Genomic DNA, 22781 nt, shown 5'->3' with positions numbered 1-22781 from the left:
TTCTACCCCACCATCGAAGACTCAACGCCTTCATCCGCATTGCCCCCCGTCGGAAGCTCCAGACAATAGCCTGCCCCATAAACGGTTTTAATAAAGCGGGGATGACGGGGTTCGGGTTCGAGTTTGGTTCTCAGATGACGAACGTGAACTCGAATCGTCTCAATATCATCATCGGGATCGTATCCCCAAACTTCCTTGAGAATTTCGCTAGGTGAAACCGTTTGCCCATGACGCTGAAGTAGACAATGCAACAGTTCAAACTCTAAGTGAGTCAGCTTGACCGTCTTGCCAAACCAGATAGCTTCAAAGCGCTCAGGCACGAGAACTAGAGGCCCATAGCTGAGGATTTCGCTGTGTTTGGCGGCTTGAGGAATGCGATCGGTGCGCCGCAACAATGCCCGGACGCGAGCCAGTAGTTCTTCGACCTCAAAAGGCTTGGTCAGGTAGTCATCGGCACCCGCGTTGAAGCCTTCGACTTTGTTTTGCGTTTGCCCCAGGGCTGTCAGCATCAGAACGGGAATATCTGACGTGCGCTCATCTCGACGCAGGCGCTGACAAATAGTAAACCCATCCACCTGAGGCAACATCAGATCAAGCATGATCAGGTCGGGCTGAATTTGCAGCGCCATAGCCTGACCGCGAATTCCGTCTGCTGCCTGACTGACATCATAGCCAGCCATTTCGAGGTTGACCGCGACGAGTTCTGAGATAGCTGGGTCATCATCAATGACGAGAATCCGAGGCATCATTAAGTCGGTTTACGAATGTTTATTCATGTAGGAACTCGACAAACTGTAAAGTTTCCTGTTCAGATTATACGCAAGGATGCAAAATCCTTCCTCATATAAAGTTCTTCCCCGAAAAAGTTTTTTTGTATTACGAGGTCTAAGTTTTGGATCTGGATGCGCTGCCCGCAGGATTAGTGGACGCTTCTGAGCATTGAAACTCGCTATACTGAGTCGCTGGTCAGGTGGATTGTTGATCGCTCAGGGTAGGTAGCTGTGATTGTTTTACTATTTGTCATCGTTGGGGCGCTAATTGGAATTCAAATTTTTTCTGACAAACTACGATCGGCAATTCCAAAAGCCAGACAACTAGCGATCATCTCCCCGTTAGAAAGTGACGATTTGCCCACGGTGTCGGTGATCATCCCTGCCTACAACGAAGCGGTAAACATTCGGGATTGCGTCGATTCGGTGCTCAAAAGTTCTGATCTGCCCGCCGAAAAGCTGGAGGTTTGGGTCGTCGATGATCAGTCTACCGATGAGACGCTGACGATCGCTCAGTCCATTCTTGATCCCCGTGTAAAGGTGCTTGCAGGGCAGCCCCGGCCTGTGAATGAGACGTGGATGGGAAAAAATTGGGCTTGCGCTCAGGTCACTTCTCACACAAAGGGCGATTTTCTACTATTCATTGATGCTGATGTGCGATTAAAACGGGGCGCGATCGAGACCGCCCTTCTCACCGCCGAGCAGGAACAGGTAGACTTGCTGACGTTTTGGATGGCGATCGTCTGTGGTTGTTTTGCCGAATGGTTGGCACAGCCGATTATCACGAGTTTGTTTGCGGTTGGCTTTGATTTTGAAGAAGTGAATGATCCCAAACGTGAAACGGCATTTGCGGTTGGGCCGTTTATGCTGTTTCGACGGCAGGCTTACGATCGGATTGGCGGTCACGCTGCGGTGGCGAGTCAAATTGTCGAAGATGTGGAACTGGGACGACGCATCAAACAAAATGGCTTGAAGATCTGGTACGGACTGGGACACGACCTGGCAGACGTGCGAATGTATCAATCAACAGCAGCACTCTGGGAAGGGTGGACAAAGAACTGGTATGTGGGAGTCGATCGCAACCTCAGAGCCATTCTCTACATCGCGTTTGTCACCTTTTTGGTGTTTGCGGTGCCCTGGATCGGAGCCGCGATCGCTCTTGCAAAAATCCTGCTCTTGCCCTTCAATTGGGTGGATCTCAGCACCCTTTTTTTGGCATTGATCGCGATCGCGCTGCAATACAATCTGTACTGCCTCAGTCAGAAATTCTCAAACATCTCGCCGCGCAACTGGTGGCTAGCCGGGATTGGGGGACTGTTTGTGAGTGCAATTGCGATCGTTTCTGTCATCAAAACGGAGACAGGTTGGGGCTGGACGTGGCGAGGCAGGCGCTTGACTGAGCGTGAGGAGTGAGGAGTGAGGAGTGAGGAGAAATTAACTCAACTTGAATCTACTGAAATTCGCTTTGGTCTTTGCGAGGGGCGGCAGTTTGAGGCTGTCTCTACTTCTTTAGTGAGGCACTTTGAATTAACGTGAATTCGATAAAATCTTTCGCTGCGGTTCTCAAAGCAGCTCCCCAAATTCTTCACCCGTGAGGGACTTTGACCGGGAAATCTCGTCTTAAAGTCCCAGAATTGAGGGAGAGAGGCGCTGAACAAGGCAGCGAAAAAACCTCATCGAATTGACGTTGAATTAGAGATTTTGTCTTAAAGTCTTTCAGAAGTGAGGGTTGGAGGAGTGCTAAACAACGAAGTGAAAAAACTCGACCCCTTGCGGGTAACTCGAAGAGATCCAGCAGACATTAACGCAAACTTCAAAGCTTCTAGCTCAAAACTCCCTCATTGTTTCAAGGTATGACCATGCACTTTGATGTCGTTGTCCAGGTTCTGATTCAAGTTCTGCTCGTGATTGGGCTGTCACGAATCGTGGGATTGGGGTTTCGACGAATCAAACAACCCCTGGTAATTGGTGAAATCGTAGCGGGAATTTTGCTCGGCCCGTCTTTGTTTGGCATGGTGGCTCCCGAAACAGCGGCGGCTGTCTTTCCTCCAGAGACGATCCCTTTTTTGGGGGTTTTGTCTCAAATTGGGCTGATCTTTTTTATGTTTCTCATCGGACTGGAACTCGACCCCAAATATCTCAAGAATGGGCTGAATACGGCAATTTTAGTTTCTCACGTCAGCATTTTGGTGCCCTTCTCACTCGGAACCATTCTCTCGCTGTTGCTTTATCCCCTGGTCTCCAGTGATGGAGTGTCGTTTACAGCTTTTGCGCTGTTTTTGGGGGCGGCGATGTCGATTACGGCGTTTCCGGTGCTGGCGCGGATTATTACAGAAAATAATTTGCAGAATAGTCGGCTAGGCGCGTTGGCGCTGGCTTGTGCGGCAGTAGATGATGTGACCGCGTGGTGTCTGCTGGCTCTAGCGATCGCCGTCACTCGCACCAACAGTATGATCGAAGCGCTACCCACAATTCTGGCATCGGTTGCCTATATTACCCTGATGGCGACAGTGGGGCGCAAACTGCTGAAACACCTGGCAACCTACTACGATCGCGTCGGTAAGCTCAGTCAATCCGTTTTGGCATTCATTTACATGGGTGTTGTGGTGTCTGCGGTGACGACTGAGTTGATTGGAATTCACCTGATTTTTGGGGCGTTCTTGCTGGGGGCGGTGATGCCCAAAAACCCTGGACTGACGAGAGAATTGGCCCAAAAAACTGAGGATTTTGTACTCACATTCCTGCTCCCTATTTTCTTTGCCTATAGCGGCTTGAGAACTCAGATTGGGTTATTAAATCGTCCGATTCTCTGGGGGTTGTGCTTGCTGGTGGTGCTGGTGGCGATCGTTGGTAAGTATTTTGGCACCTATGTCGCAGCGCGGGTGTCTGGCATCGATAAACGAGATGCGTCCGCTTTGGGCTGGTTGATGAATACGCGCGGTCTGACCGAACTGATTGTCTTGAATATCGGTTTAAGCCTGGGTGTGATTTCGCCGTTGCTGTTTACGATGCTGGTGATGATGGCGCTGGTGACCACCTTTATGACTTCGCCTCTCTTGGAGTGGACGTATCCCAAACAGCAGATTCGCAAGACGATCGTCAAGCCGATGGATGAAATTGAGCCAGGGTATCGAGTACTGGTGCCGATCGCCAATCCGAGTAGTCAGCGGGGTTTGATTCAGTTAGCGATGGCGCTCGCTTTTGGCAATATGCCGTCTCAACCGCGTCGGGCAGCGATCGTGTCTCCGTTGAGTTTTATCCAACTCGAAGAAGATTATGTCTACGAAAGCACCCCTGCCGAAGCCGATCGTCGTCTAGCCATTCGTCAGGGACAGTTGGATGATCTGGTGCAAAGTTTAGAACCTTCTGACCTGCAAAAGTTAGTCCGTCCGATTATTCAAGTGTCCAATGATGTCGCCAGAGCAACGGCTCAGATTGCAGTTCGGGATCAGGCGGATTTGGTGATTGTCGGCTGGCATCGTCCCGCCTTTAGCAGCAATCGACTAGGTGGGCGAGTTGGTCAGATTCTTAGTACGGCTCCGGTCGATGTGGCAGTGTATATCGATCGCCAAACCTCAAAACTGGAACGCCTACTGCTACCCTATGTTGCCAATATTCACACTGATCTGGGGCTAGAACTGGCCGTGAGACTGCTGATCAACTGCCAAAACACAGATCTCACGATTCTTCGCGTCGCCTGTGACGATCAGCCTGTGAGCGAGTTTAGCTATGAGTTTCACAACCTGATGGCGCGGCTGCCCAATTCGGTGCGCGATCGCATTGCTACGCCAATTATTCAGGCAGACAGTCCGATTTTGGCCGTTGTGGACGCTTCTAAAATGGCAGACTTGACGATCGCGGGAGCCAGCCGAGAATGGGGACTCGATCGCCAAACCTTGGGACGCTACGCCGATGAGTTAGCGGTTCGCTGTCGGTCTTCTTTGGTGATCACTCGCCGCTATAGCCATGTTGCGTCTCACCTGACTTCGATTTTGACCAGCACCAGCCTTGAGTCGGGGAGGAATTAGCCGATGAATCTCAAGTCTTTGACGTTTTATGTGGGGTCGATCGGCATTGTGGTGGCCCTGTTTAGCTTCACGACTGCTTATGGAGAAGCCAATCTCAAAGCTTCTACCAAAATTGAAGGTCGCTATCGTATTCCAGCCCAAAATCTGCCTGGATGTTTGAAAGACGACGATCCGGTGGTTTTGATGATTCAGCAGTCGGGCGTTTATCTCAGTGCCTCACTTTTATCGAAGAATGAGACGAGTCAGACGATCACGGCAGCTAGAAAAAAACCTTCGCTGTCAGGCACCTGGGAGGAGCAAAAACTAGAATTGTCAGGTCTTCTCTCTTACTTGGATGACTGTCAAAAAGACGGTGAACGATCGCCAACGGTAAAAATTGAGGGTACCTTTTCGCAAAACAACCTGCAAGGAAAAATTCGATTAGATTCCTCGCCAACTGGGATCAATTTCACGGGCAAACGGGATTCAGAACAGTAGCGATCGTCCCTCACAATTAATCGGGATCAACGTCTTGGTCGGGGTAGATGACTTCGATGGGGATTGCAAATGTGACACGGCTAACTCCCTTTGAATGGTTAGAACTGTCCTTCTAAAGCCGGAATGCAGCGTTCGCAAAGTAGGGGGTGTTCATGAGATTTGCCGACGTGAGTAGAATAATTCCAGCAGCGATCGCACTTCTCCCCGTCTGCGTCCACGACCCCAATCTCTAATGTCTCCGCTTGAGAACGATACTTTGAGCCAGCAAGTCGATCAGGCGCTTCCACCAATTCCACTTGAGACGTAAGAAACAGATAGCGCAATTCGTCTACACCATTGCCAGTCGGTGAGTTGAGGTGGGTGAGCGTCTGACGCAGTTGGGCATCGGGAACGTAGAGCAAAACTTTGGCTTCGAGGGAGGAACCGATCGCTTTTTCTGCCCGTGCTTTTTCCAAAACTTTGTTGACTTCGGCTCGAATTTGCCGCAGTGTCTCCCATTTTTCTGAAAGTTCTGGCACGTTCCATTCTTCTTCTAACGTCACCCAACCGGACTGAAACACCGATTTGTGAGGAGTCGAATAAGGCAGAGATTGCCAAATATCCTCCGCCATGTGACAAAGAACGGGCGCGATCGCTTTCGCCAAATTCTCTAGGGCGATCGCCAACACAGTTTGACAACTCCGACGACGAGACGCATTAACCGAACTGATATACAGCCGATCTTTAGCGACATCTAAATAAAAGTTGGACAAGTCCACTGCACAGAAGTTTTGTACCGTTTGAAAGAAGCGGAAGAATTGAAAACTCTCAAAAGAATCCTGAACTTCGGTAAACACTTCAGTGATGCGATGCAGCATGTAGCGATCGAGTTCTGGCAAGTTCTCATAAGAAACCGCGTGCTGTGTGGGATCAAAATCGTGCAGATTGCCCAGCAAAAATCTTGCCGTGTTGCGGATCTTGCGATAGACATCCGACATTTGCTTGAGAATCGTTTTGCCGATCGGCACATCATTGGTGTAGTCCACCGACGAAACCCACAGCCGCAGAATGTCTGCTCCATAGGGCGGTTCTTGCTGTTGGTTTTTGCCGCCTTCGATCACAACCATCGGATCGACGACATTTCCCAATGATTTACTTTGCTTGCGTCCTTGTTCATCCAGCGTAAAGCCATGCGTTAGCACCGTCTTATAGGGAGCTTGTCCGTGAACTGCAACACTGGTGAGTAAGCTTGATTGAAACCAACCCCGATGCTGATCAGAGCCTTCGAGATAGAGGTCAGCCGGATAGCGCAACGCCGATCGCGCCTCACAAACCGCCGCCCAAGACGAGCCAGAATCAAACCAGACATCCATCGTGTCTGTCCCTCTGCGGTAGGCTTTGCCGTGATACTTTTCGGGGAGCAATTCTTCAACAGAGAGTTCCCACCAGGCATCCGAGCCTTTTTCGGCGACGATCGCTTGCACATGGGCGATCGTTTCTGCGTTCATCAACGGTTGGCCACTTTCTTCGTCGTAAAACACAGGGATCGGAACGCCCCAACTGCGCTGCCGAGAAATGCACCAGTCCGATCGCTCCGCAACCATTGGCGTGATCCGATTTTCGCCCTGAGCCGGAATCCACCGAACGCTGGCGATCGCCTTCAATGCCTCATCCCGAAAGCCTTCTACCGACGCAAACCACTGCTCAGTCGCCCGAAAGATCGTCGGCTTTTTGGTGCGCCAATCGTAGGGATATTTATGAACGTAGGGTTCTTCTTTGAGCAGCGATCGCGCCTCCGCCAACGCTTGAATCACGGCTGTATTGCCCTCACCTAATACATTCAGCCCTGCAAACGGGCCGGCTTCTTCGGTAAAGTCGCCATTGTCATCCACCGGAGCCAGAATCGGCAACCCGTAACGCTGTCCCACCTGATAGTCTTCTTGACCGTGACCGGGAGCCGTATGAACTAAGCCAGTCCCCGCCTCCGTCGTCACATAGTCGCCGCCGATTACAATCTCGCTGATGCGATCGAATAAAGGATGGCGATAGGTGGTGTGTTCTAATAACCGACCCATCATTGAGGCTTGAATGGTGAGCGACGTGCCCAGAATCTCAGAAAGGCGATCGACCAGATCCTTTGCCACAATCAGATATTTGAACTGGCTAACCGATCCGTCTCCCACCTCAACCACGGAGTAAACCAGATCAGGATTAACGCTCACCGCTAGATTGGCAGGAATTGTCCAGGGCGTGGTTGTCCAGATCGCCACACCCAATTCGCCCAAAAATGAATCAAGGGGCGCTTGCAACCCTGGCGATAAGTTTCGCACCTCAAAGGCTGCGTACAAACTGCGCGAGGTGTGGCCTTCGGGATACTCAAGTTCGGCCTCTGCGAGGGCGGTTTTAGAACTCGGACTCCAATGGACGGGCTTTAATCCTCGATAGATGTAGCCCTTCACGACCATTTCACCAAATACGCCAATCTGAGCCGCTTCATATTCTGGTTTGAGTGTCAGATAAGGATTTCTCCAGTCGCCCCATACACCATATCGCTGGAAACTTTGACTTTGTTGGTCGATCGTCTTCAATGCAAAGTCTTTGGCTTTTTGGCGCAGCGTGATCGGCGTAAGTTGGCGGCGCTCTTCGGGTTTGAGGGCTTGCAAAACTTTGAGTTCGATCGGCAACCCATGACAATCCCACCCTGGTACATAGCGCACCTTTCGCCCTTGCAGCAGTTGGTATTTATTGATCGTGTCTTTGAGAATCTTATTCATCGCGTGGCCGATATGCAGTGCCCCGTTCGCATAGGGCGGCCCATCGTGCAAAACAAACAACTCACCAGGATTATTTTGTGACAGCGTTTCATAAATTTGCTGCTCTGCCCAGAATGTTTGGAGTTCGGGTTCTCGCTTGACAGCATTCGCCCGCATGTCAAAAGCAGTCTTAGGCAAGTTAACGGTGTCTTTATAAGATCCTGGTTCTGTGGTCATTTTGGGGAGTGGGGTAAGAGAGGGACAGTCTTCTACATTGGCATACTACATTGTAATACGCCTGTTACAAGTCAGTGCAGTTTGGTCTAATTGGCTTAAGAAATGTCTTCGATCGTCTCCGGCGGGTCAGCAGGCAGATGTTTGGCTTCGGCATCGGCGATCGCGGCTTCTACGAGATCGGGGCGCGGCGGGCGCGGAGGAATGGGCGGCGGAACGATCGCTTCGTCTTCGCTGGCTTCAGAGTTATGGACTTCTGGCACTTCTTCTTCCAGGACATCTTCTTCCGAGACATCTACGGGATCAGAAGTCTGTGTTGTCGGTTCTTCGTCGTCCGAAGGAGCATTATGAGGTGACAGGTCTAAATCGTTGCGGCTGGCTTCAAATTCGAGTTCTTCTTGCAGCAGTTCGTCAGCAGGCATCATCGAGTCGGAAGGCACGTCCGTTACCCTTATCTCTGTCACCGTTGTTTCTGTCACCGTTGTTTCTGTCACCGTTACTTCGGTCAGGGTCGTTTCTGTGATGGTTGGCTCATCGATCGCAGCTTCCTCAACTGCCTCAATGGGTGCTGACTCCACGGGGATCGATTCAACCGTCTGCGCTGGCTCAGAATTGCTGACTTCAGGACTGTCTGCCTCAAAGTCAAACGCTTCTGCGTCTACATCTTCGGCGACGGGTTCATCACGAAACTCTTTTCTGACATAGGTTGACGTGTTTTTCTTGGGCTTCTGAAAGGAGATGGCGATCGACTTCACACGTTCTGTAACAGTCGAAACGATGTTAGGTTTGTTTGCAGGAGTCTCCGCAGAAGGATCGTTTTTAGCCGCAAGGGGTGTTTTTTCAGCAGTCGTCTCAACGGTGACGGTTGGCTGACCAAAATCTTCTCGCTTAAGGGGCTGATAGGGTTTGACCGCAGGCGCTTCGGGAGCTTTTGACTGAGTGGTTGCGACGAGTCCCTGTGCCCAATCTTTGACGGTGTTGAACGACTGCTTGAGTTTGGCAGTGATTTCGGGCGAAAGGACGCGACCCACCCCAGCCTGCAAATCAGCCGTAGAGGGCAACTCGCTTGACCGTCCCAATCGGGCATTAAACGCTTGCCAACCCAGCCAGCCAATCAGCGAAATACTGGCCATTTGGCCTAATAAAACGCCTCCAGTGATTCGTTCTGCACAAACCCATAGCACCCAGGCGTAAAATAATCCAATTCCGCTCCAGATCAAGTCCCCTTTGCGGTAGACCTGTGGATAAAAGAAGGCAGACAAGTAAAGGGCGAGACTGCCCAAACCCATTGCGAAAGCTAGAAGATACGTCAGCATATTGCCGCTCCCGACAAACTCCGAATATCTTAACTCTACCGCTTGAGGGCAGACCTGGAGAGACCGGAAATTGGCACCTGCGATCGCCGTTCTTCTCACCGGACTGTTAATAAAAGAATGAAACTGGCAAGACTAAGAGAATTCAAGCCGAATCCTTTGCCGAACGCCCAAACCGGGATTTCTGTAGCGCGACCCCTCGCGGGTAACTCAAAGAGATCGGCTGTCCCCAACCAGCTTTGCAAAGGAGTTAATCATTTATGGAACCTGTGATTCCGGCGCTCGATACAATTAGCCGACAGTTGATGAGCCTGGAACGCCCCAAAAAGGCCAAGATGCTCGTGGTAGACGACGAACCCGACAACCTTGATCTGCTCTATCGCACGTTCCGCCGAGACTTTCAGGTACTCAAAGCAGAAAGCGGCATTCAGGCGCTAAAAGTCTTATCTGAAGAGGGAGAAGTCGCCGTCATTATCTCTGACCAGCGAATGCCCGAGATGAAAGGAACAGAATTTCTCAGCCGCACAGTGCCTCAATTTCCCGATACGATGCGGATCATTTTGACCGGATTCACCGACGTTGAGGATCTCGTCGAAGCGATCAACTCCGGGCAGGTGTACAAATACATCACCAAACCCTGGGACCCTAACGAACTCAAAGCTGTCGTGCGACGGGCTGCTGAAACTTACGACTTGCTAAAGCAACGCACCGAAGAACTGCGGCGATCGCAAGCCCAAACCGCCCTCCTCTCGGCGATCGTCTCGGTCGCTCAAGAAGCCTCTAGCCTGGAGAAAAGTCTGGAACCGATCGCGATCGCCTTTGGCAAAAACTTTTATGCGGACGGATGTATCCTACAACTGGTTGAGAAAGAAAATTTAATTTCACCTCAAGGCACCTATCAGTCAACGTCTGTTTTAGAAAATTGGTTAGACATTGACCCGCTGGCAAAGGCGGCGATCGCTGCTCAAAAAATGCAGGTAGCGCTGAACGTTTCCACAGATGCCCGTCTCTCTGAGGTCGCACACTACACGGATTCTGGAATTCAGGCTCATTTGATTGTTCCGGTGACGCTGCGAGGCCAGGTGTTGGCCGTCCTTTCTCTGCAATGGAGACAGCCCTGTACCCTTAGAGAAGATGAGTTGTTGTTGCTGCATCTCTCTGCTCAACAAGTCTCATTAGCTTTGACTTGTAGCCGTTACGCTCCCGCCGTTGCCACCGTGTAGAGTCGAATGAACCGTCTCAACGCCTGAAGAGGTTTCTCGATCCCCGACTTCTCACAAAAGCTGGGGATTTGAAGATTTAAACCCCCTCATTGATGGGACACTGAATCCAACGTGAATTCGATGAGAGTGTTCGTTTCGGTTTATGAAGTTGGGTTGCTCCCTAAATCCCCTAAGCTTGAGGAACTTTGAACCGGAACGCTTATCTTAAAGTCCTCCAGAATTGAGGGGATGAGGGGCAAAAGCGCCAAACATCGAAGCGAAAAAACGTTGTCGAACTGACGTTAAATCCAAAATCGCTACGCCAAAACTTCGGATGAACTCTGACCAAATTCAAGCCCTGTTCGATCGCATCGCGCCTGTATACGACGAACTCAACACCGTCCTCAGCCTGGGACAACACCGCATCTGGAAACAAATGACCGTCAAATGGAGCGGTGCAAAACGGGGAGACATCTGCCTTGATCTCTGCTGTGGCAGCGGTGACATCGCCCAAATGCTCGCCGAAAAAGTAGGCAAAACGGGACAGGTTTACGGCGTTGATTTTTCTGCGGCTCAGTTAGAAGTGGCTCGCGATCGCGCCGATCGCCGCTGTTTGAAACCACCCATTCATTGGGTCGAGTCTGATGTGTTGAGTTTGCCCTTTGAGGATGGTCAATTTGACTGTGCCACGATGGGATACGGGCTACGCAACGTTCTCGATATTTTGCAAAGCCTGAAGGAAATTCATCGCGTTCTCAAACCAGGAGCCACCGCCGCTATTCTCGACATGCACCGACCCGACCATCCGTGGGTGAGAAGCTTTCAGCAGTGGTATCTCGATGAAGTGGTCGTCCCGGCGGCTCAACGATTTGGCTTCACTGAAGAGTATGCCTACATTGCGCCCAGCCTCGACAAATTTCCGACGGGCCCAGAACAGGTCAGCCTTGCGCGTCAAGCAGGTTTTACGATCGCCACACACTATCCGATCGCGGGCGGTACGATGGGAGTGTTAGCCCTTAAGAAGGGATGAGGGATGTAACTCAAAATTCTTAAAATTCGCTCCTGACGAACACGTTAGCGGTTTTAATCAGCGTCGTTGAAATCCAACCTCTACAGAAATCTCGGAGATCTCGATCGTGATTTCTCTCAAAGAGATCTGCGTTTAATCCCTCATTCCTCATTCCTCATCCCTCATCCCTCATCCCTCATTCCTCATCCCTCCCTAACCTGTGGATCTCTCAAACCTCTGGCTCATCATTAGTCCCCCTGTGGTCGGTGGAATTATTGGATATTTCACCAACGATGTGGCGATCAAGATGTTGTTTCGCCCTTATCGGACTCTTTACATTGGCGGCAAGCGGGTTCCGTTTACCCCTGGTCTGATTCCTCGTAACCAGGAGCGACTGGCCAAGCGTATTTCTGACACGATCATGGGGTCGCTGCTCACGCCCGAAGAACTGCAAAAATTGGCGAGACGGCTGCTCAAAACTGAACGAGTCGAGTCAGCTTTGCTGTGGCTTTTAAAACTGGCGCTGGATCAAATTCAATCCGGCAAGGAACAGAAAACCGCCAAGATTTTGGCAAATATTTTGCGAGATTTGTTTAGTCAATCGTTGCCGCGACTGCTGAAGGTGTTGGCTCGACGAGATGACTTTCTCGAAGATCAGCTTAATCAGATTTTTGATCAAATTGTTTTAGAGTTTCAGTTGAGTGATGAGCAAGCGGATAAGTTAGCCGATTGGCTGCTACAGGTCGTTTTGCCGCCCGATCGCATTCGTCTAACCTTGATCGACTTTTTGACCGATCGCAATATTCAGGTGATCGACGAAGGCTTTCGCGAAAAAACCAGCGGCACGTATTGGGTCGTAGCCAATCTGTTTGGGGTACGAAATTCTCTGACTCGTCTGCGTACCTTTTGTTTGGATGAACGAGAGGCTTGCAATACGGTTTTGGCAGAGTTGGTGTTTTCATTGGGAGTCAAGCAGCGATCGAAGGAATGGCTGCAAAATCTCTCTTTACAAAATTTGCCCGTTTCGACTGTGCGCCAGCTTCGCAAAACAATGCGCGAAAGTGTCCGAGTGTATCTACAGGATCGTGGCTCAGAAGTGCTGCAAGGCTTGAGCGCGTCGGTAGATTGGGAAAATGTGGCTGACGTAATTTTAACTCGTCTCCAAACCTCAGAGGCGGTGAGCAGTTCTCTGGGATTAATCAGTCAGGAACTCGCCTTAATTTTGGAACGCTATCTAGAGCGGGATTTGGAGAAAATTGTCGAGCAGGCTATCCCAATTTTGAATATTGATCAGGTAATTATCGATCGCGTCAAAGCGACTTCGCCCGCCGATTTAGAAAATGCCATCAATGGGATCGTGAAGAGTGAACTGCAAGCGATCGTCAATCTGGGCGGCATTTTAGGACTGGCGATCGGACTGCTCCAATCTGCTTCTCTCTTACTTCGCTGACGACTGATGTCTTTAAAGACTGGCTTTTTTAAGACTGATCGACCGGGCCAATGACCATTTGCACGACGAAAGGCTTGCCACCATCCTGGTGATAACGATCGGCCCAGGCGCGAATCACCTCATCTAGTTCTTCAAGCGCTCGATCGAGGCGATCGGCCGGAATATCCAACTCTTCTAACACCCGCATGACTCGATGCTGGCGATTGGCCCAATCTTGCATCAGCCGAAAAAAGCGAGCCGTGTCTTCGACCATCACATAGGTGCGTTCTTCCTGATCTTCGGGAGAGTAGGAGGCGCGAGTCAGGGCGTAGAAAGGCATTCCCCAGGGGGAGTCGATGCGAGTGACCGTGCCTGAGTAGAGCAGGCGGCGTTTGATATGTTCTGCAAGCGCTTCGCTGAGGGGCATTTGCTGATCGGTGGGCAACTCTTCTTGCGATCGCCCATGCAAAAATTCAATCAAATCCAGAAATTGGAAGGAATTAACCAGTTGAGCATCGGGCAGATTTGGAGGAAGCTTTTGCTCAATGTGGCGCTTTTCTTCAGACGTAAGGCTGGTTCCAGGGACGCGCGATCGCCCCGGTTGCCAGGGATACTGTTCTAGCCAGACGTAGGGGAGTTGAATCAGATAGCGCGGCTCTTGCGAACCCAGCATTTTGAGCAGCTTGCCTTCGGTGAGGGCCTGTCTGACTTCTTCGACGATCGTTTTGACACGCTTTGGCTCAATGTGGTGAAGATGCCCCGTCATACGCAGGTTGCCATCTTGCTCCAGGTAGGTCATGTAAATGGCACATTTGGCGGCTGTGGCGGCCGCATCCAAAAACGCCCCGTGTCGATGTCCACTGGTTCGCATGGCACTGAAGGCGAGATAGAGCATGATCTGATCCATAGCACTGGGGCTAAGGAGCTTGATCAGATCGAGATCGTTTGTCATATTCAGGAACATTTATGGAAGAGTAAATACAGAATTGCTCTGAAAATTTACTGAGCCTGTTATTGGGGATACTGCTTTTTGCCGAGGGCTAAACAGTTGGCTCAGGGCAGTCAGAGATAGCAAAGCTAGCTTATCTGGGTCGTTTGCTCACAATTTTATCCCTAATCAATGTTATTAAATACGCTTTATGTAAAGTTCCCGATTTGATGAAGAATCAACCGAAAGCTACCCAAAAAGCAAAATGGAAGCGAACCTAGTTGATCAGGTGCTTCCACTGCCAGACAGCAAATTTTGAGCAAGAAATCCTGATGAGGGATTAGTTAGAAGGAACAGGGTCTAGACGATCCTGAAGAGGTTGTGTTTTGGCAGTGAATTGAAAGGAGTCTCTCAAGTCTCAACCTGGAGAAATTGGGGGTTACTTGCTCCTGAGTTGAATGAGCTAATGATCGAAGGCGATCGATCTTCAGCCACAAGAGAATCGTTAAGCCAACCTCACACTTTTGAGATTGAAATTGTTTTCTAGCCGACCGCTTCCTCGATGACAGAGCGGGCTGTTGTTGGAGGCAGGGCAGACACGAGCAGGAGCGCTGGCGATCGGGGTTCCCAATAATTGAGACTTGACCTGGTGAAAACCGATCGCAGCGGATGTAAGCAATAGACTGACCATCACAGAAGTTTGAAGGCGCATAAGAGTGAATCTGTTTCGGTGTACCTACTGCCAAATACAGACCCTCTACTGAGGCATCAGGACAAATCTATGTAGCCTTTATAAATTCAGTGGTCTTGCGTAAACGAAGTTGGACGGTGTGTATTTACCCCTCTGTGACAGGAGAATTACGTAAGGGCTTCCACGAGTAGCCAGCTCTCAGTGTAATTTAGCTTACCCAAAATTCTAAGTGTTTTCCCCGAAGTGAAATCTCTGAGTTGGCGATCGATCTCCGCATCCAATGTCACCAATTTCCAGGACTTGCTCGATTCGGGGGGATCTAGGGTCAGCGTGTAGTCCTGTTCGGCGTGGCGATGGAAGATGCCTGAGAAGGGTAAGGTGTGAGGCGTGAGGCGTGAGGCGTGGGGCGCGACTCCTTGCGGGTAGCTCAAAGCAATCGGGCAATCGCCAGTACTGGCATAGGATTCGGGAAAATCGAGGTAGTAGCGCTGCCATTTGAGCCAGTCGGGATGGTCAGGGGGCAGGTTGAAGAGAGGAACGACGGCGGCAGGGGCGATCGGGTCTTGTAGTAAGGCTTCCTGGAGCGATCGCACGGGGAGTTCTCTGGGCTGACAATTTTGTTCAATACACAAAGCGGCCGCCATTCCTGCGGCTTGTCCGATCGCCAATACGATCGGCTGAAGGCGAGTGGCTCCGTTGGCGATATGCGAGACAGAAATGTTTTTTTCACAAACTAGCAGTCCGTCTATCGTTTCGGGAACGAGACAGCCGTAAGGAAGCGTGAAGGGAGTGCCCGTCGAGCGGCCGCCCCAGCGAATCGATTTAGGGGTGAGGGGAATGTCACCACTGGGATAGTGATGGTCGTTGGCATAATTGCCGATCGCGATCGCCTGACACACATTTTCGGCAAATTCACAGCCTTGAGCGATCGTGACCAGAGGCAAGGGGGCGACCTGTCCCTTGGGCAAAATATCCTGTTCGCGCACGGTCACCAATCCGATGAGCCGTCTGCCTTCGCGGTAGTAGGGATGCAGGGCGTAGGCTCCGCTTGGGGAGGAGGGAGGAGGGAGGAGGGAGGAGGGAGGGGTGCGATCTTCTCCTTTGGGGGCGTGAGGGAAGATGTTTTCGGCGAGGCCGTAGTGCTGACCTAATTGAGATTGGATGAAGTGGGCAAAGCCTTGGGTGTGCCAGAGGGCTTCTTGGTGAAACTGTAATCGCTCTTCTGCACTGCCAATCAGCCTTTCGACTCCTTCGCCATAATCGTTGCCGCGAATTGGCCAGTTGATCATGAAGCGATCGCCCGGTAGCCGTCCGTAGTTCAAAAAGCTTTCGGCCCCATGATTGTCCCAGGCTCCCACAAATTTTTCTGGATTGTAGTGGGGCGGCGGTGGAATTTTGGGAGCGGCTTTGGCAAATTTTTGTAAAACGACGACCCAGGTAGGCGCTTGAATTGGATACCGCTGAGTGAGGGCATTGGGCGCAACCCCTAGCGGGTAACTCGACGCGACCCCTTGCGGGTAACTCGAAGAGATCGGCGCACTTGGTTCTTCCCATTCTGACTGCAACTCCCACCCCCAGCGATGCGGCACTTCTCCCAAAGCCAGCAAATCGCCCAGCTCAGTGCCGTCGAGAACGATTTTGGCAAAAATGGTTAAATTCTCAAACCGGATGCCTGTGATGCGATTTGCTTCAGCAGATATCTCTTTGAGACCTGCTTCAGCAGATGTCTCTTTGAGATTGCCCTGGCGCAAGACTTCCAGCGGCACCTGTCCTGAAATCCACTGTAGATTCGGCAGTTCGGACACCCAATCTGAGAAGATCTGTGCGCCAATTTGAGGATCGTAGGTGAAAAAACTCACCCAGGCGTTGTCTAATCCTTCGGGCTGTCGCTGCCGTAATTCCTGCAAAAATGCGCCCCAGATTCCCGTTTGAAAGGCTAACAATTCGTTGCCATCGGGAGCTGTCACGCCAGCGCTGGTGAGCATTCCTCCTAGCCAGCAAAACTCGCTCACCAAAATCGTCTTTGCGCCTCGTCGAGCAGATTGGATGGCGGCGGCCGTTCCTCCGGTTCCTCCTCCGACGATGAGAACCTCAGTTTCTAAAATTTGCATTCAGCGCCAAAACTCAAAACTTTATCAATTGCTAATGGTACAGTCACAATCGAAGGGTTTTGAAGGAATCGATCGATGAAGGCACAGGTGTTTCGTGGGGTTGACCAACTGAGTTACGAAGAAGTGCCGCTGCCCGAAGTTGGGGCGGATGAGGTGCTGGTGCAGGTGCGGGTTGTCGGTCTGTGTCAGTCAGATATCAAGAAAATTAAGTATCCGCTCTATGAGCCGCCGCGAATTTTTGGGCATGAAACGGCTGGAACGATCGCCGCCCTCGGTTCCGATATTCAGAAATGGCAAACGGGCGATCGGGTTGTGGTGCTTCATCACATTCCCTGTATGCACTGCGCTTATTGTCTGAATGAAAATTTCTCAATGTGCGATGTGTACAAAAATATCACCACAACGGCGGGGTTTGCTCCCAGTGGGGGCGGGTTTGCAGAATACGTCAAGGTTCCGGGTCACATTGTTCGGAATGGGGGACTAATTGAGATTCCTGATGACATTACGTTTGAGCAGGCCAGCTTTGTCGAGCCGACCAATTGTTGCCTAAAAGCGGTGAAAAAGGCGCAAATTTCTCCCGGTCAAACGGTTCTGATTACGGGGGCGGGGCCGATCGGACTCATGTTCATCATGTTGGTGAAGTATTTTGGGGCAAGGGCGATCGTTACAGATTTGATGCCGTCTCGCATTGAGAAAGCCTTGAGCGTAGGGGCGGATGCGGCGTTTGATGCTCGTGATGCTGACTTGCCCAACAAAGTGCAGGCGTTGACTCAAGGAATGGGCGTTGACACGAGTCTGCTGGCGGTTTCTAGCGATAAGGCGTTTTTTCAAGCGTTAGACTGCACTCGCAAAGGTGGCAAGATTCTCTTCTTTGCTGAGTTTCCCGATGAAGTTGAGATTCCGATCAATCCCAATGTTCTCTATCGGCGAGAGATTGATTTGATGGGCAGCTACAGTTCTTCGTATCGCGTTCAAGCATTGGCGGCAGATATTGTATTTAACCGTCGCATTGATGTGGATGCTTTGGTGAGCGATCGCTACCCCCTCAAGGATTTATCGCAAGCAGTCGATCGAGCCGTCAAGCCCACACCAGAAACCTACAAAATTTTGATCTATCCCTAAGCGATAATTCGACAAAATTTGTTTGCTGCGTCTGTAACCAAAGCGAATGATTTCATTGAATTGACGTTAGCAATACTCTGCAACATCTTCGCCGCAGTCATCTGCCAAATAGGAGAGCGATCGAAACCGCAGTCCGACGAGTTGTTCGTAAAGTGGATTGAGCTTGCACAACGGGGGAATGTGGACGATTTTGTGACCAAAGAGCTTGATGTCTCGCTCAAAGGGACACTGCGGCGGAATCATCTTGCACAAAAAGTGAGCCACCTTGGGATCATGAATCTCCATATTGTCTAACCACGCTCTCAAGGGATCGAGCAAGTCATCCGGGTGAGAAGCGCCTACTTGTGGCTGAGTTGAAGCGATCGTCGCGGCTTGAGGTTCAGATTGGGGAGGGGTGCGGTCGTTTAGAGTCAGCCGCAGGGTTTCTAAAATCTCAGTTGGGTACTGCAACGCCTGACAAAATTGATGCAGCAGATCATCTTCTTTAGAGGTGTAGGAGCCATCTGCCAGAGACACCATCACCGCCGTTCTGAGAAAATTTTCTGCCATTTTGGGGTCTTGTCCAAAGGCTGTAGACAACTCCTCTGACGTGACGGGCTGAAAGGCTCTTGCGTTTTCTTCGATCGTCAACTCGTGGTGAGTGATCGACGCAACTAGACGCTGTTCTGCTTGGTCAAAATCGCCATCTGCCCAGGCCAAACTCAGCAAAGCGTGTAACCAAACGGAAATTTGTGTGTCAGTGCAAAAAGCGGAAGTTTTTTCCATGTCTGTGAGCATCCTCACGCTCCGGGGTCTTTTTAAGGGATATCATAATTTGCCTGATTCATTTCTAAACTAGTTGTAGTCTGGAAAACTAGAACCTTTTGATCTGGTGAGAGTTGCTTATTTCAACGGTTTAGAAATGTTATACCGTTACTATGATTGGCAGCTTGAACCTCTGAAGTAGGTTTGTTTGGGGCTAGATAGACTTTACCTAAAGGATAACTTGTGGGCTTTCAAGAATTTCTTGTGTTTTTGCTGTCGATCGCCGCAGGCACGGGCGGACAGTTTTTTCTCAAAACGGGTGCCCTAAAGCTAGGTCGCGTCAGTTCTGGAAATTTCTTGAGTCATGTGCTGGGGATTGCGACCACGCCAGAATTGGTGATTGGGTTGTTTTTTTATGCGATCGGGGCTGTTCTCTACATTCTGCTGTTGACTCGTGTAAAGCTGAGTGTCCTCGGCCCGGCGGTGGCGTTGCAATATGTGTTTGCGGTGCTGATGGGCAGGTTTATTTTTGGGGAGTCGATTCCCATCAATCGTCTGGCTGGAATGGGTTTAATTATCGGTGGCGTGATTTTGCTCATTTCAAGAGATTGATTCCGGGTTTGTAGCATTGGGTTGCTTCAGAATTTTTGCTTCGTTGTTCAGGAGAAAGTCGAGCTAAAGTCGTCTGCCTGAAGTCTCGATCGCTCACACTTGATTTTGGTCGATCGCGCTTCGCAGTTGGGCTTCTAAGCTTTGGCGGCTAAATCCTAACTCTTCTAAAACTCGTACGCCTAAGCCTTGCCCTTCGAGCAAAAGTCCCAATAGCAGATGCTCGGTGCCGATGTAGGAATGCCCTAACTGTTTGGCTTGTCGGAGGGCAATTTCTAACGTCTCTTTGGCTCTGGGCGTAAACGGAATTTTGTCAGGAGTGCCTGATCCCCGTCCAATTTGGCGCTCGATCGCGGACTTCACCGTCTCTAGCTGCACTCCCGCCGATCGAAAGACTTCTGCAACCAGTCCTGTGTCGTCGGTCAGCAGTCCCACGAGAATTTGCTCAGTCCCCACATATCGATGTTTTAGTCGTCGCGATTCGGTTTGAGCAATCTCGATCGCCTGAATGGACTTCTCAGTCAATCGTTCAAATCCGGGCAGTTGGAGCCGCAGTTCGCTCAAAAAGGTTTGCACAGGTCGGAAAAAGTTGTCAAACATAGACCCTCGTGGATTGGATGAATTATCTGGTTGGGGTTGAGAAACTTCGGACTGCGAACAACCGTTGTAGAGAAAGGTCAGCAGGGACGAAACGGTTTCCACATTAGCGGCGTATCTGAGAAACTGACGATCGCGCTGCACAGTTACCAAGCCCTCTATCCGCAGCTTCTCTAAATGGTGAGACAGCGTGGAATTGGGGATTTTGAGTTGAGTTTGCAAATCGCCGACAGACACCTTTTCGGGATAGGCCGCCAACAAAAGCCGCATTACATCCAGCCGGGCCTCTGACCCCAGGGCGGCAAAAATATCCGCGTAACTAGCTGAATCCTGGTTTTCAGTCATTCTAGAATTATCGAAATAACCTGTATTTCTAGAATAGCCGAAATGAAGAAAGCGTCAAGGAGATTTTCTCAAAGTTCCTCAGAATCGGAGGGCAAAAGCGCCCAACAACGAAGCACAAAATAGAGCGAATTGGCCGTAAACTTGAGGTCGATCGGTTGCCTGAGAACGCGATCGACCCGCTCAATTTCCCCGGCTCGAATGGAACTGTTTGATCACCATCGTCAAGCCATCACCGCAGCAGAAGCCCCTCTTGCGGATCGAATGCGTCCTCAAACGCTGGATGAATTTGTCGGGCAGACGGCAATCATTGGTCAAGGGCGACTGTTGCGACGGGCGATTCAAGCCGATCAACTGACTTCACTCATCTTCTACGGGCCGCCTGGGACTGGGAAAACCACTCTGGCGCGGATCATCGCCAACACGACCAAAGCACACTTCATCGCTATCAATGCGGTTTTGGCGGGGGTTAAAGAAATTCGAGAAGCCATTTCTACCGCTCAAGAAAAACGCGGCCTCTACAATCAGCGCACCATTCTCTTTGTGGATGAAGTGCATCGGTTTAACAAATCTCAACAAGATGCGCTGTTGCCCTGGGTCGAAAATGGCACCGTGACCTTAATCGGAGCGACGACCGAGAATCCTTATTTTGAAGTCAACAAAGCGCTGGTGAGTCGATCGCGCCTCTTTCAACTCAAGCCATTAAATGAAGACGATTTGCGGCAGGTCATCGCCCAGACCTTAAAGAATGCTGAACGGGGATACGGCGACCCCTCGCGGGTATCACAAAGCGCACGCACCATTCAACTCGATACGGAGGCGCGAGATCATCTGGTCAATGTCGCCAACGGAGATGCTAGAGCCTTACTCAACGCGCTCGAACTCGCCGTCGAAACCACGCCACCCGACGCAACTGGGACGATTCACATTACCTTGTCGGTCGCTGAAGAATCGATTCAGCAAAGGGCCGTTCTCTACGACAAAGAAGGCGATGCTCACTTTGATACGATTAGCGCGTTTATCAAAAGTTTGCGCGGGTCAGACCCCGATGCGGCGCTGTACTGGCTGGCTCGAATGGTCTACGCCGGGGAAGATCCGAAGTTTATATTTCGACGAATGCTGATTTTGGCGAGCGAAGATGTGGGACTGGCCGACCCTAACGCGGTGGTGATTGTTCAGGCCTGTGCCGAAACCTTCGATCGCGTTGGAATGCCAGAAGGTCGCTATCCCCTTGCCCAGGCTGCCTTGTATCTGGCAAATGCGCCCAAATCGAATAGCGTCATGGGCTTTTTTGATGCGTTGGCGGCCGTCGAGCGAGAACGAGAATCTGAAGTGCCGCTCCATTTGCGAGATGCCAACCGCGACAAAGAAGGCTTTGGGCATGGGGCAGGCTATTTGTATCCGCACTCGTATCGAGAACACTGGGTTGCTCAACAGTATTTGCCCGGAAGTCTGCAAGGTCAGGTCTTTTATCAACCGAGCGATCGCGGCTTTGAGTCCACTATTCTCACCAAAGTCACTCGCCAACGAGAAGCACAACTCGCCGCTTTCGTAGAAGTCGCTGACACGCCTGAAGGCTTAACCACGAGTCCCACAAATTCCAGTCTCGATCGCTGGCTCCAGCGCACGCTCGGTCAAGTCGGTGAAAAATTGGCACGGGTGCGCGATCGAATTTTTGAACTAGCCGCCCCTCAGCGCCATCATTTGATTCTCGATCTGAATGCGGGTAGTGGACTGCTCACCTGGGAAGCTATTCGTCAAGTGCCCGAAGGCGGCGTTTATGCCTGTGTGCAAACTGAGAAGGACTACACCGCCCTGGTTGAACAAGCCCAAACCCTGGATGAGCTGTCGCGTCCGGTGATCGTGCGATCGCTCTCAGACTTAGAAGCCCCTCAAAATCCGCCCCATTTCGATCGCATTCTCGGCCGCAACGCTTTGCAATCCGCCTCTGATAAAGCGATCGTGCTGACTCAAATTGCCCGACTTTTGCAGCCTCAAGGCGTTCTGGTTCTAGCAGAATCGATTCCACGTCAGGCCCAACGGCTGTATCGATTATTGAATCCCACCTGGTTAGAGGCTGAGTTGCTCGATCGTCTGGCCCAAGCCGAAGAAGCCATTTACGCAGAGGCCTCTGACCCACGGGTGAACTGGGACACTGACGACTTACAGAGGTGGTTTGAGCAAGCAGAACTTAAGGTAGAAATGCATTTGACCCGATCGCTTACCGAAATTTACTTAACGGCGGACTTGTGCGATCGCTGGTTTGCGACCCATTCAACTCCGCCAACCTACGCTGATCGCCTTTCGCGCTACCTATCTCCCACCGAGATTTCTCAAATCAAAACCTTATTTACTCAAAGGCTGTGTCACCAAACCGTTGCCTGGGAAAGCACTTTGATGTGGAGCCGTGCCCATTTGTAGATTGGTAAAGAAATAGCCAGTG

17 protein-coding genes are annotated in these 22781 nt (G+C 50.9%); 9 read left to right on the top strand and 8 right to left on the bottom strand.

The features are described 5' to 3' along the window. Positions 1-2 precede the first annotated feature (2 nt). Positions 3-746: a response regulator transcription factor gene (locus ACJ2PR_RS05465; protein WP_446861418.1), complete on the bottom strand. Its 744-nt coding sequence runs from the start codon at positions 744-746 to the stop codon at positions 3-5. Positions 747-1001: 255 nt separating this feature from the next. On the opposite strand from ACJ2PR_RS05465, the gene ACJ2PR_RS05460 reads away from it, so the two are divergent. From ACJ2PR_RS05460 to ACJ2PR_RS05450, 3 genes are all read left to right on the top strand, one after another. After that, positions 1002-2183, top strand: coding sequence for a glycosyltransferase (locus ACJ2PR_RS05460; RefSeq protein ID WP_446876254.1), 1182 nt, complete (start codon positions 1002-1004; stop codon positions 2181-2183). Between the two features lie 446 nt (positions 2184-2629). After that, positions 2630-4798, top strand: coding sequence for a cation:proton antiporter (locus tag ACJ2PR_RS05455; protein WP_446876253.1), 2169 nt, complete (start codon positions 2630-2632; stop codon positions 4796-4798). 3 nt (positions 4799-4801) lie between these two features. Continuing rightward, complete coding sequence (locus ACJ2PR_RS05450) at positions 4802-5275, top strand: hypothetical protein (RefSeq protein WP_446876252.1); 474 nt, start codon at positions 4802-4804, stop codon at positions 5273-5275. 98 nt (positions 5276-5373) lie between these two features. On the opposite strand, the gene ileS is transcribed toward ACJ2PR_RS05450, so the two are convergent. After that, on the bottom strand, positions 5374-8244 hold the full coding sequence (ileS, locus tag ACJ2PR_RS05445; RefSeq protein ID WP_446876251.1) for an isoleucine--tRNA ligase: 2871 nt from the start codon (positions 8242-8244) through the stop codon (positions 5374-5376). 95 nt (positions 8245-8339) lie between these two features. After that, positions 8340-9656 carry a Ycf66 family protein gene (locus ACJ2PR_RS05440; RefSeq protein WP_446876250.1) on the bottom strand — a complete coding sequence of 439 codons (1317 nt, stop codon included), beginning with the start codon at positions 9654-9656 and terminating at the stop codon, positions 8340-8342. A 158-nt stretch (positions 9657-9814) separates the two neighbouring features. On the opposite strand from ACJ2PR_RS05440, the gene ACJ2PR_RS05435 reads away from it, so the two are divergent. The 3 genes from ACJ2PR_RS05435 (at position 9815) to ACJ2PR_RS05425 (ending at position 13215) form a co-directional block, all read left to right on the top strand. Beyond that, on the top strand, positions 9815-10777 hold the full coding sequence (locus ACJ2PR_RS05435) for a response regulator (RefSeq protein WP_446876249.1): 963 nt from the start codon (positions 9815-9817) through the stop codon (positions 10775-10777). Between the two features lie 313 nt (positions 10778-11090). Continuing rightward, entirely contained in the window at positions 11091-11786 is a 696-nt protein-coding gene (gene ubiE / locus ACJ2PR_RS05430) for a bifunctional demethylmenaquinone methyltransferase/2-methoxy-6-polyprenyl-1,4-benzoquinol methylase UbiE (RefSeq protein WP_446876248.1), read from the top strand. 199 nt (positions 11787-11985) lie between these two features. Then, positions 11986-13215, top strand: a complete 1230-nt coding sequence (locus ACJ2PR_RS05425) for a DUF445 domain-containing protein (protein WP_446861426.1) — start codon at positions 11986-11988, stop codon at positions 13213-13215. Between the two features lie 28 nt (positions 13216-13243). Here the strand turns inward: ACJ2PR_RS05425 and hetR are convergent, their stop codons facing one another. The 3 genes from hetR to ACJ2PR_RS05410 all read right to left on the bottom strand — a co-directional run bounded on the left by hetR (position 13244) and on the right by ACJ2PR_RS05410 (position 16924). Next, a complete protein-coding gene (gene hetR, locus ACJ2PR_RS05420) occupies positions 13244-14146 on the bottom strand; it encodes a heterocyst differentiation master regulator HetR (protein ID WP_446876247.1) in 903 nt (300 codons plus the stop codon). A 481-nt stretch (positions 14147-14627) separates the two neighbouring features. Then, a complete protein-coding gene (locus tag ACJ2PR_RS05415) occupies positions 14628-14834 on the bottom strand; it encodes a hypothetical protein (protein WP_446876246.1) in 207 nt (68 codons plus the stop codon). A 146-nt stretch (positions 14835-14980) separates the two neighbouring features. Then, a complete protein-coding gene (locus tag ACJ2PR_RS05410) occupies positions 14981-16924 on the bottom strand; it encodes an FAD-dependent oxidoreductase (protein WP_446876245.1) in 1944 nt (647 codons plus the stop codon). A gap of 75 nt (positions 16925-16999) precedes the next feature. Between ACJ2PR_RS05410 and ACJ2PR_RS05405 the strand changes: the two genes are divergently transcribed. Then, entirely contained in the window at positions 17000-18046 is a 1047-nt protein-coding gene (locus ACJ2PR_RS05405; RefSeq protein ID WP_446861430.1) for a zinc-dependent dehydrogenase, read from the top strand. 66 nt (positions 18047-18112) lie between these two features. Here the strand turns inward: ACJ2PR_RS05405 and ACJ2PR_RS05400 are convergent, their stop codons facing one another. Further along, on the bottom strand, positions 18113-18811 hold the full coding sequence (locus tag ACJ2PR_RS05400; protein ID WP_446876244.1) for a Mo-dependent nitrogenase C-terminal domain-containing protein: 699 nt from the start codon (positions 18809-18811) through the stop codon (positions 18113-18115). A 222-nt stretch (positions 18812-19033) separates the two neighbouring features. Here ACJ2PR_RS05400 and ACJ2PR_RS05395 point away from each other — a divergent pair, with 222 nt between their 5' ends. Next, entirely contained in the window at positions 19034-19402 is a 369-nt protein-coding gene (locus ACJ2PR_RS05395) for an EamA-like transporter family protein (protein WP_446876243.1), read from the top strand. A 93-nt stretch (positions 19403-19495) separates the two neighbouring features. On the opposite strand, the gene ACJ2PR_RS05390 is transcribed toward ACJ2PR_RS05395, so the two are convergent. Beyond that, entirely contained in the window at positions 19496-20341 is an 846-nt protein-coding gene (locus tag ACJ2PR_RS05390) for a metalloregulator ArsR/SmtB family transcription factor (protein WP_446876242.1), read from the bottom strand. A 141-nt stretch (positions 20342-20482) separates the two neighbouring features. Between ACJ2PR_RS05390 and ACJ2PR_RS05385 the strand changes: the two genes are divergently transcribed. Continuing rightward, complete coding sequence (locus ACJ2PR_RS05385) at positions 20483-22759, top strand: AAA family ATPase (protein WP_446876241.1); 2277 nt, start codon at positions 20483-20485, stop codon at positions 22757-22759. Positions 22760-22781: the final 22 nt, after the last annotated feature.

The sequence above is a fragment of the Phormidesmis sp. 146-33 genome, from assembly GCF_052939515.1.
This window is presented reverse-complemented; position numbering and strand designations above follow the sequence as displayed.

Bases quoted from the DNA above. Each gene is read 5' to 3' on its own strand.
- ACJ2PR_RS05410 (WP_446876245.1), bottom strand. From the start codon at position 16,924: ATGCAAATTTTAGAAACTGAGGTTCTCATCGTCGGAGGAGGAACCGGA.
- ACJ2PR_RS05435 (WP_446876249.1), top strand. From the start codon at position 9,815: ATGGAACCTGTGATTCCGGCGCTCGATACAATTAGCCGACAGTTGATG.
- ACJ2PR_RS05465 (WP_446861418.1), bottom strand. From the start codon at position 746: ATGCCTCGGATTCTCGTCATTGATGATGACCCAGCTATCTCAGAACTC.
- ACJ2PR_RS05390 (WP_446876242.1), bottom strand. From the start codon at position 20,341: ATGACTGAAAACCAGGATTCAGCTAGTTACGCGGATATTTTTGCCGCC.
- ACJ2PR_RS05450 (WP_446876252.1), top strand. From the start codon at position 4,802: ATGAATCTCAAGTCTTTGACGTTTTATGTGGGGTCGATCGGCATTGTG.
- ACJ2PR_RS05400 (WP_446876244.1), bottom strand. From the start codon at position 18,811: ATGGAAAAAACTTCCGCTTTTTGCACTGACACACAAATTTCCGTTTGG.
- ACJ2PR_RS05415 (WP_446876246.1), bottom strand. From the start codon at position 14,834: ATGCGCCTTCAAACTTCTGTGATGGTCAGTCTATTGCTTACATCCGCT.
- ACJ2PR_RS05455 (WP_446876253.1), top strand. From the start codon at position 2,630: ATGCACTTTGATGTCGTTGTCCAGGTTCTGATTCAAGTTCTGCTCGTG.
- ubiE (WP_446876248.1), top strand. From the start codon at position 11,091: ATGAACTCTGACCAAATTCAAGCCCTGTTCGATCGCATCGCGCCTGTA.
- ileS (WP_446876251.1), bottom strand. From the start codon at position 8,244: ATGACCACAGAACCAGGATCTTATAAAGACACCGTTAACTTGCCTAAG.
- hetR (WP_446876247.1), bottom strand. From the start codon at position 14,146: ATGACAAACGATCTCGATCTGATCAAGCTCCTTAGCCCCAGTGCTATG.
- ACJ2PR_RS05405 (WP_446861430.1), top strand. From the start codon at position 17,000: ATGAAGGCACAGGTGTTTCGTGGGGTTGACCAACTGAGTTACGAAGAA.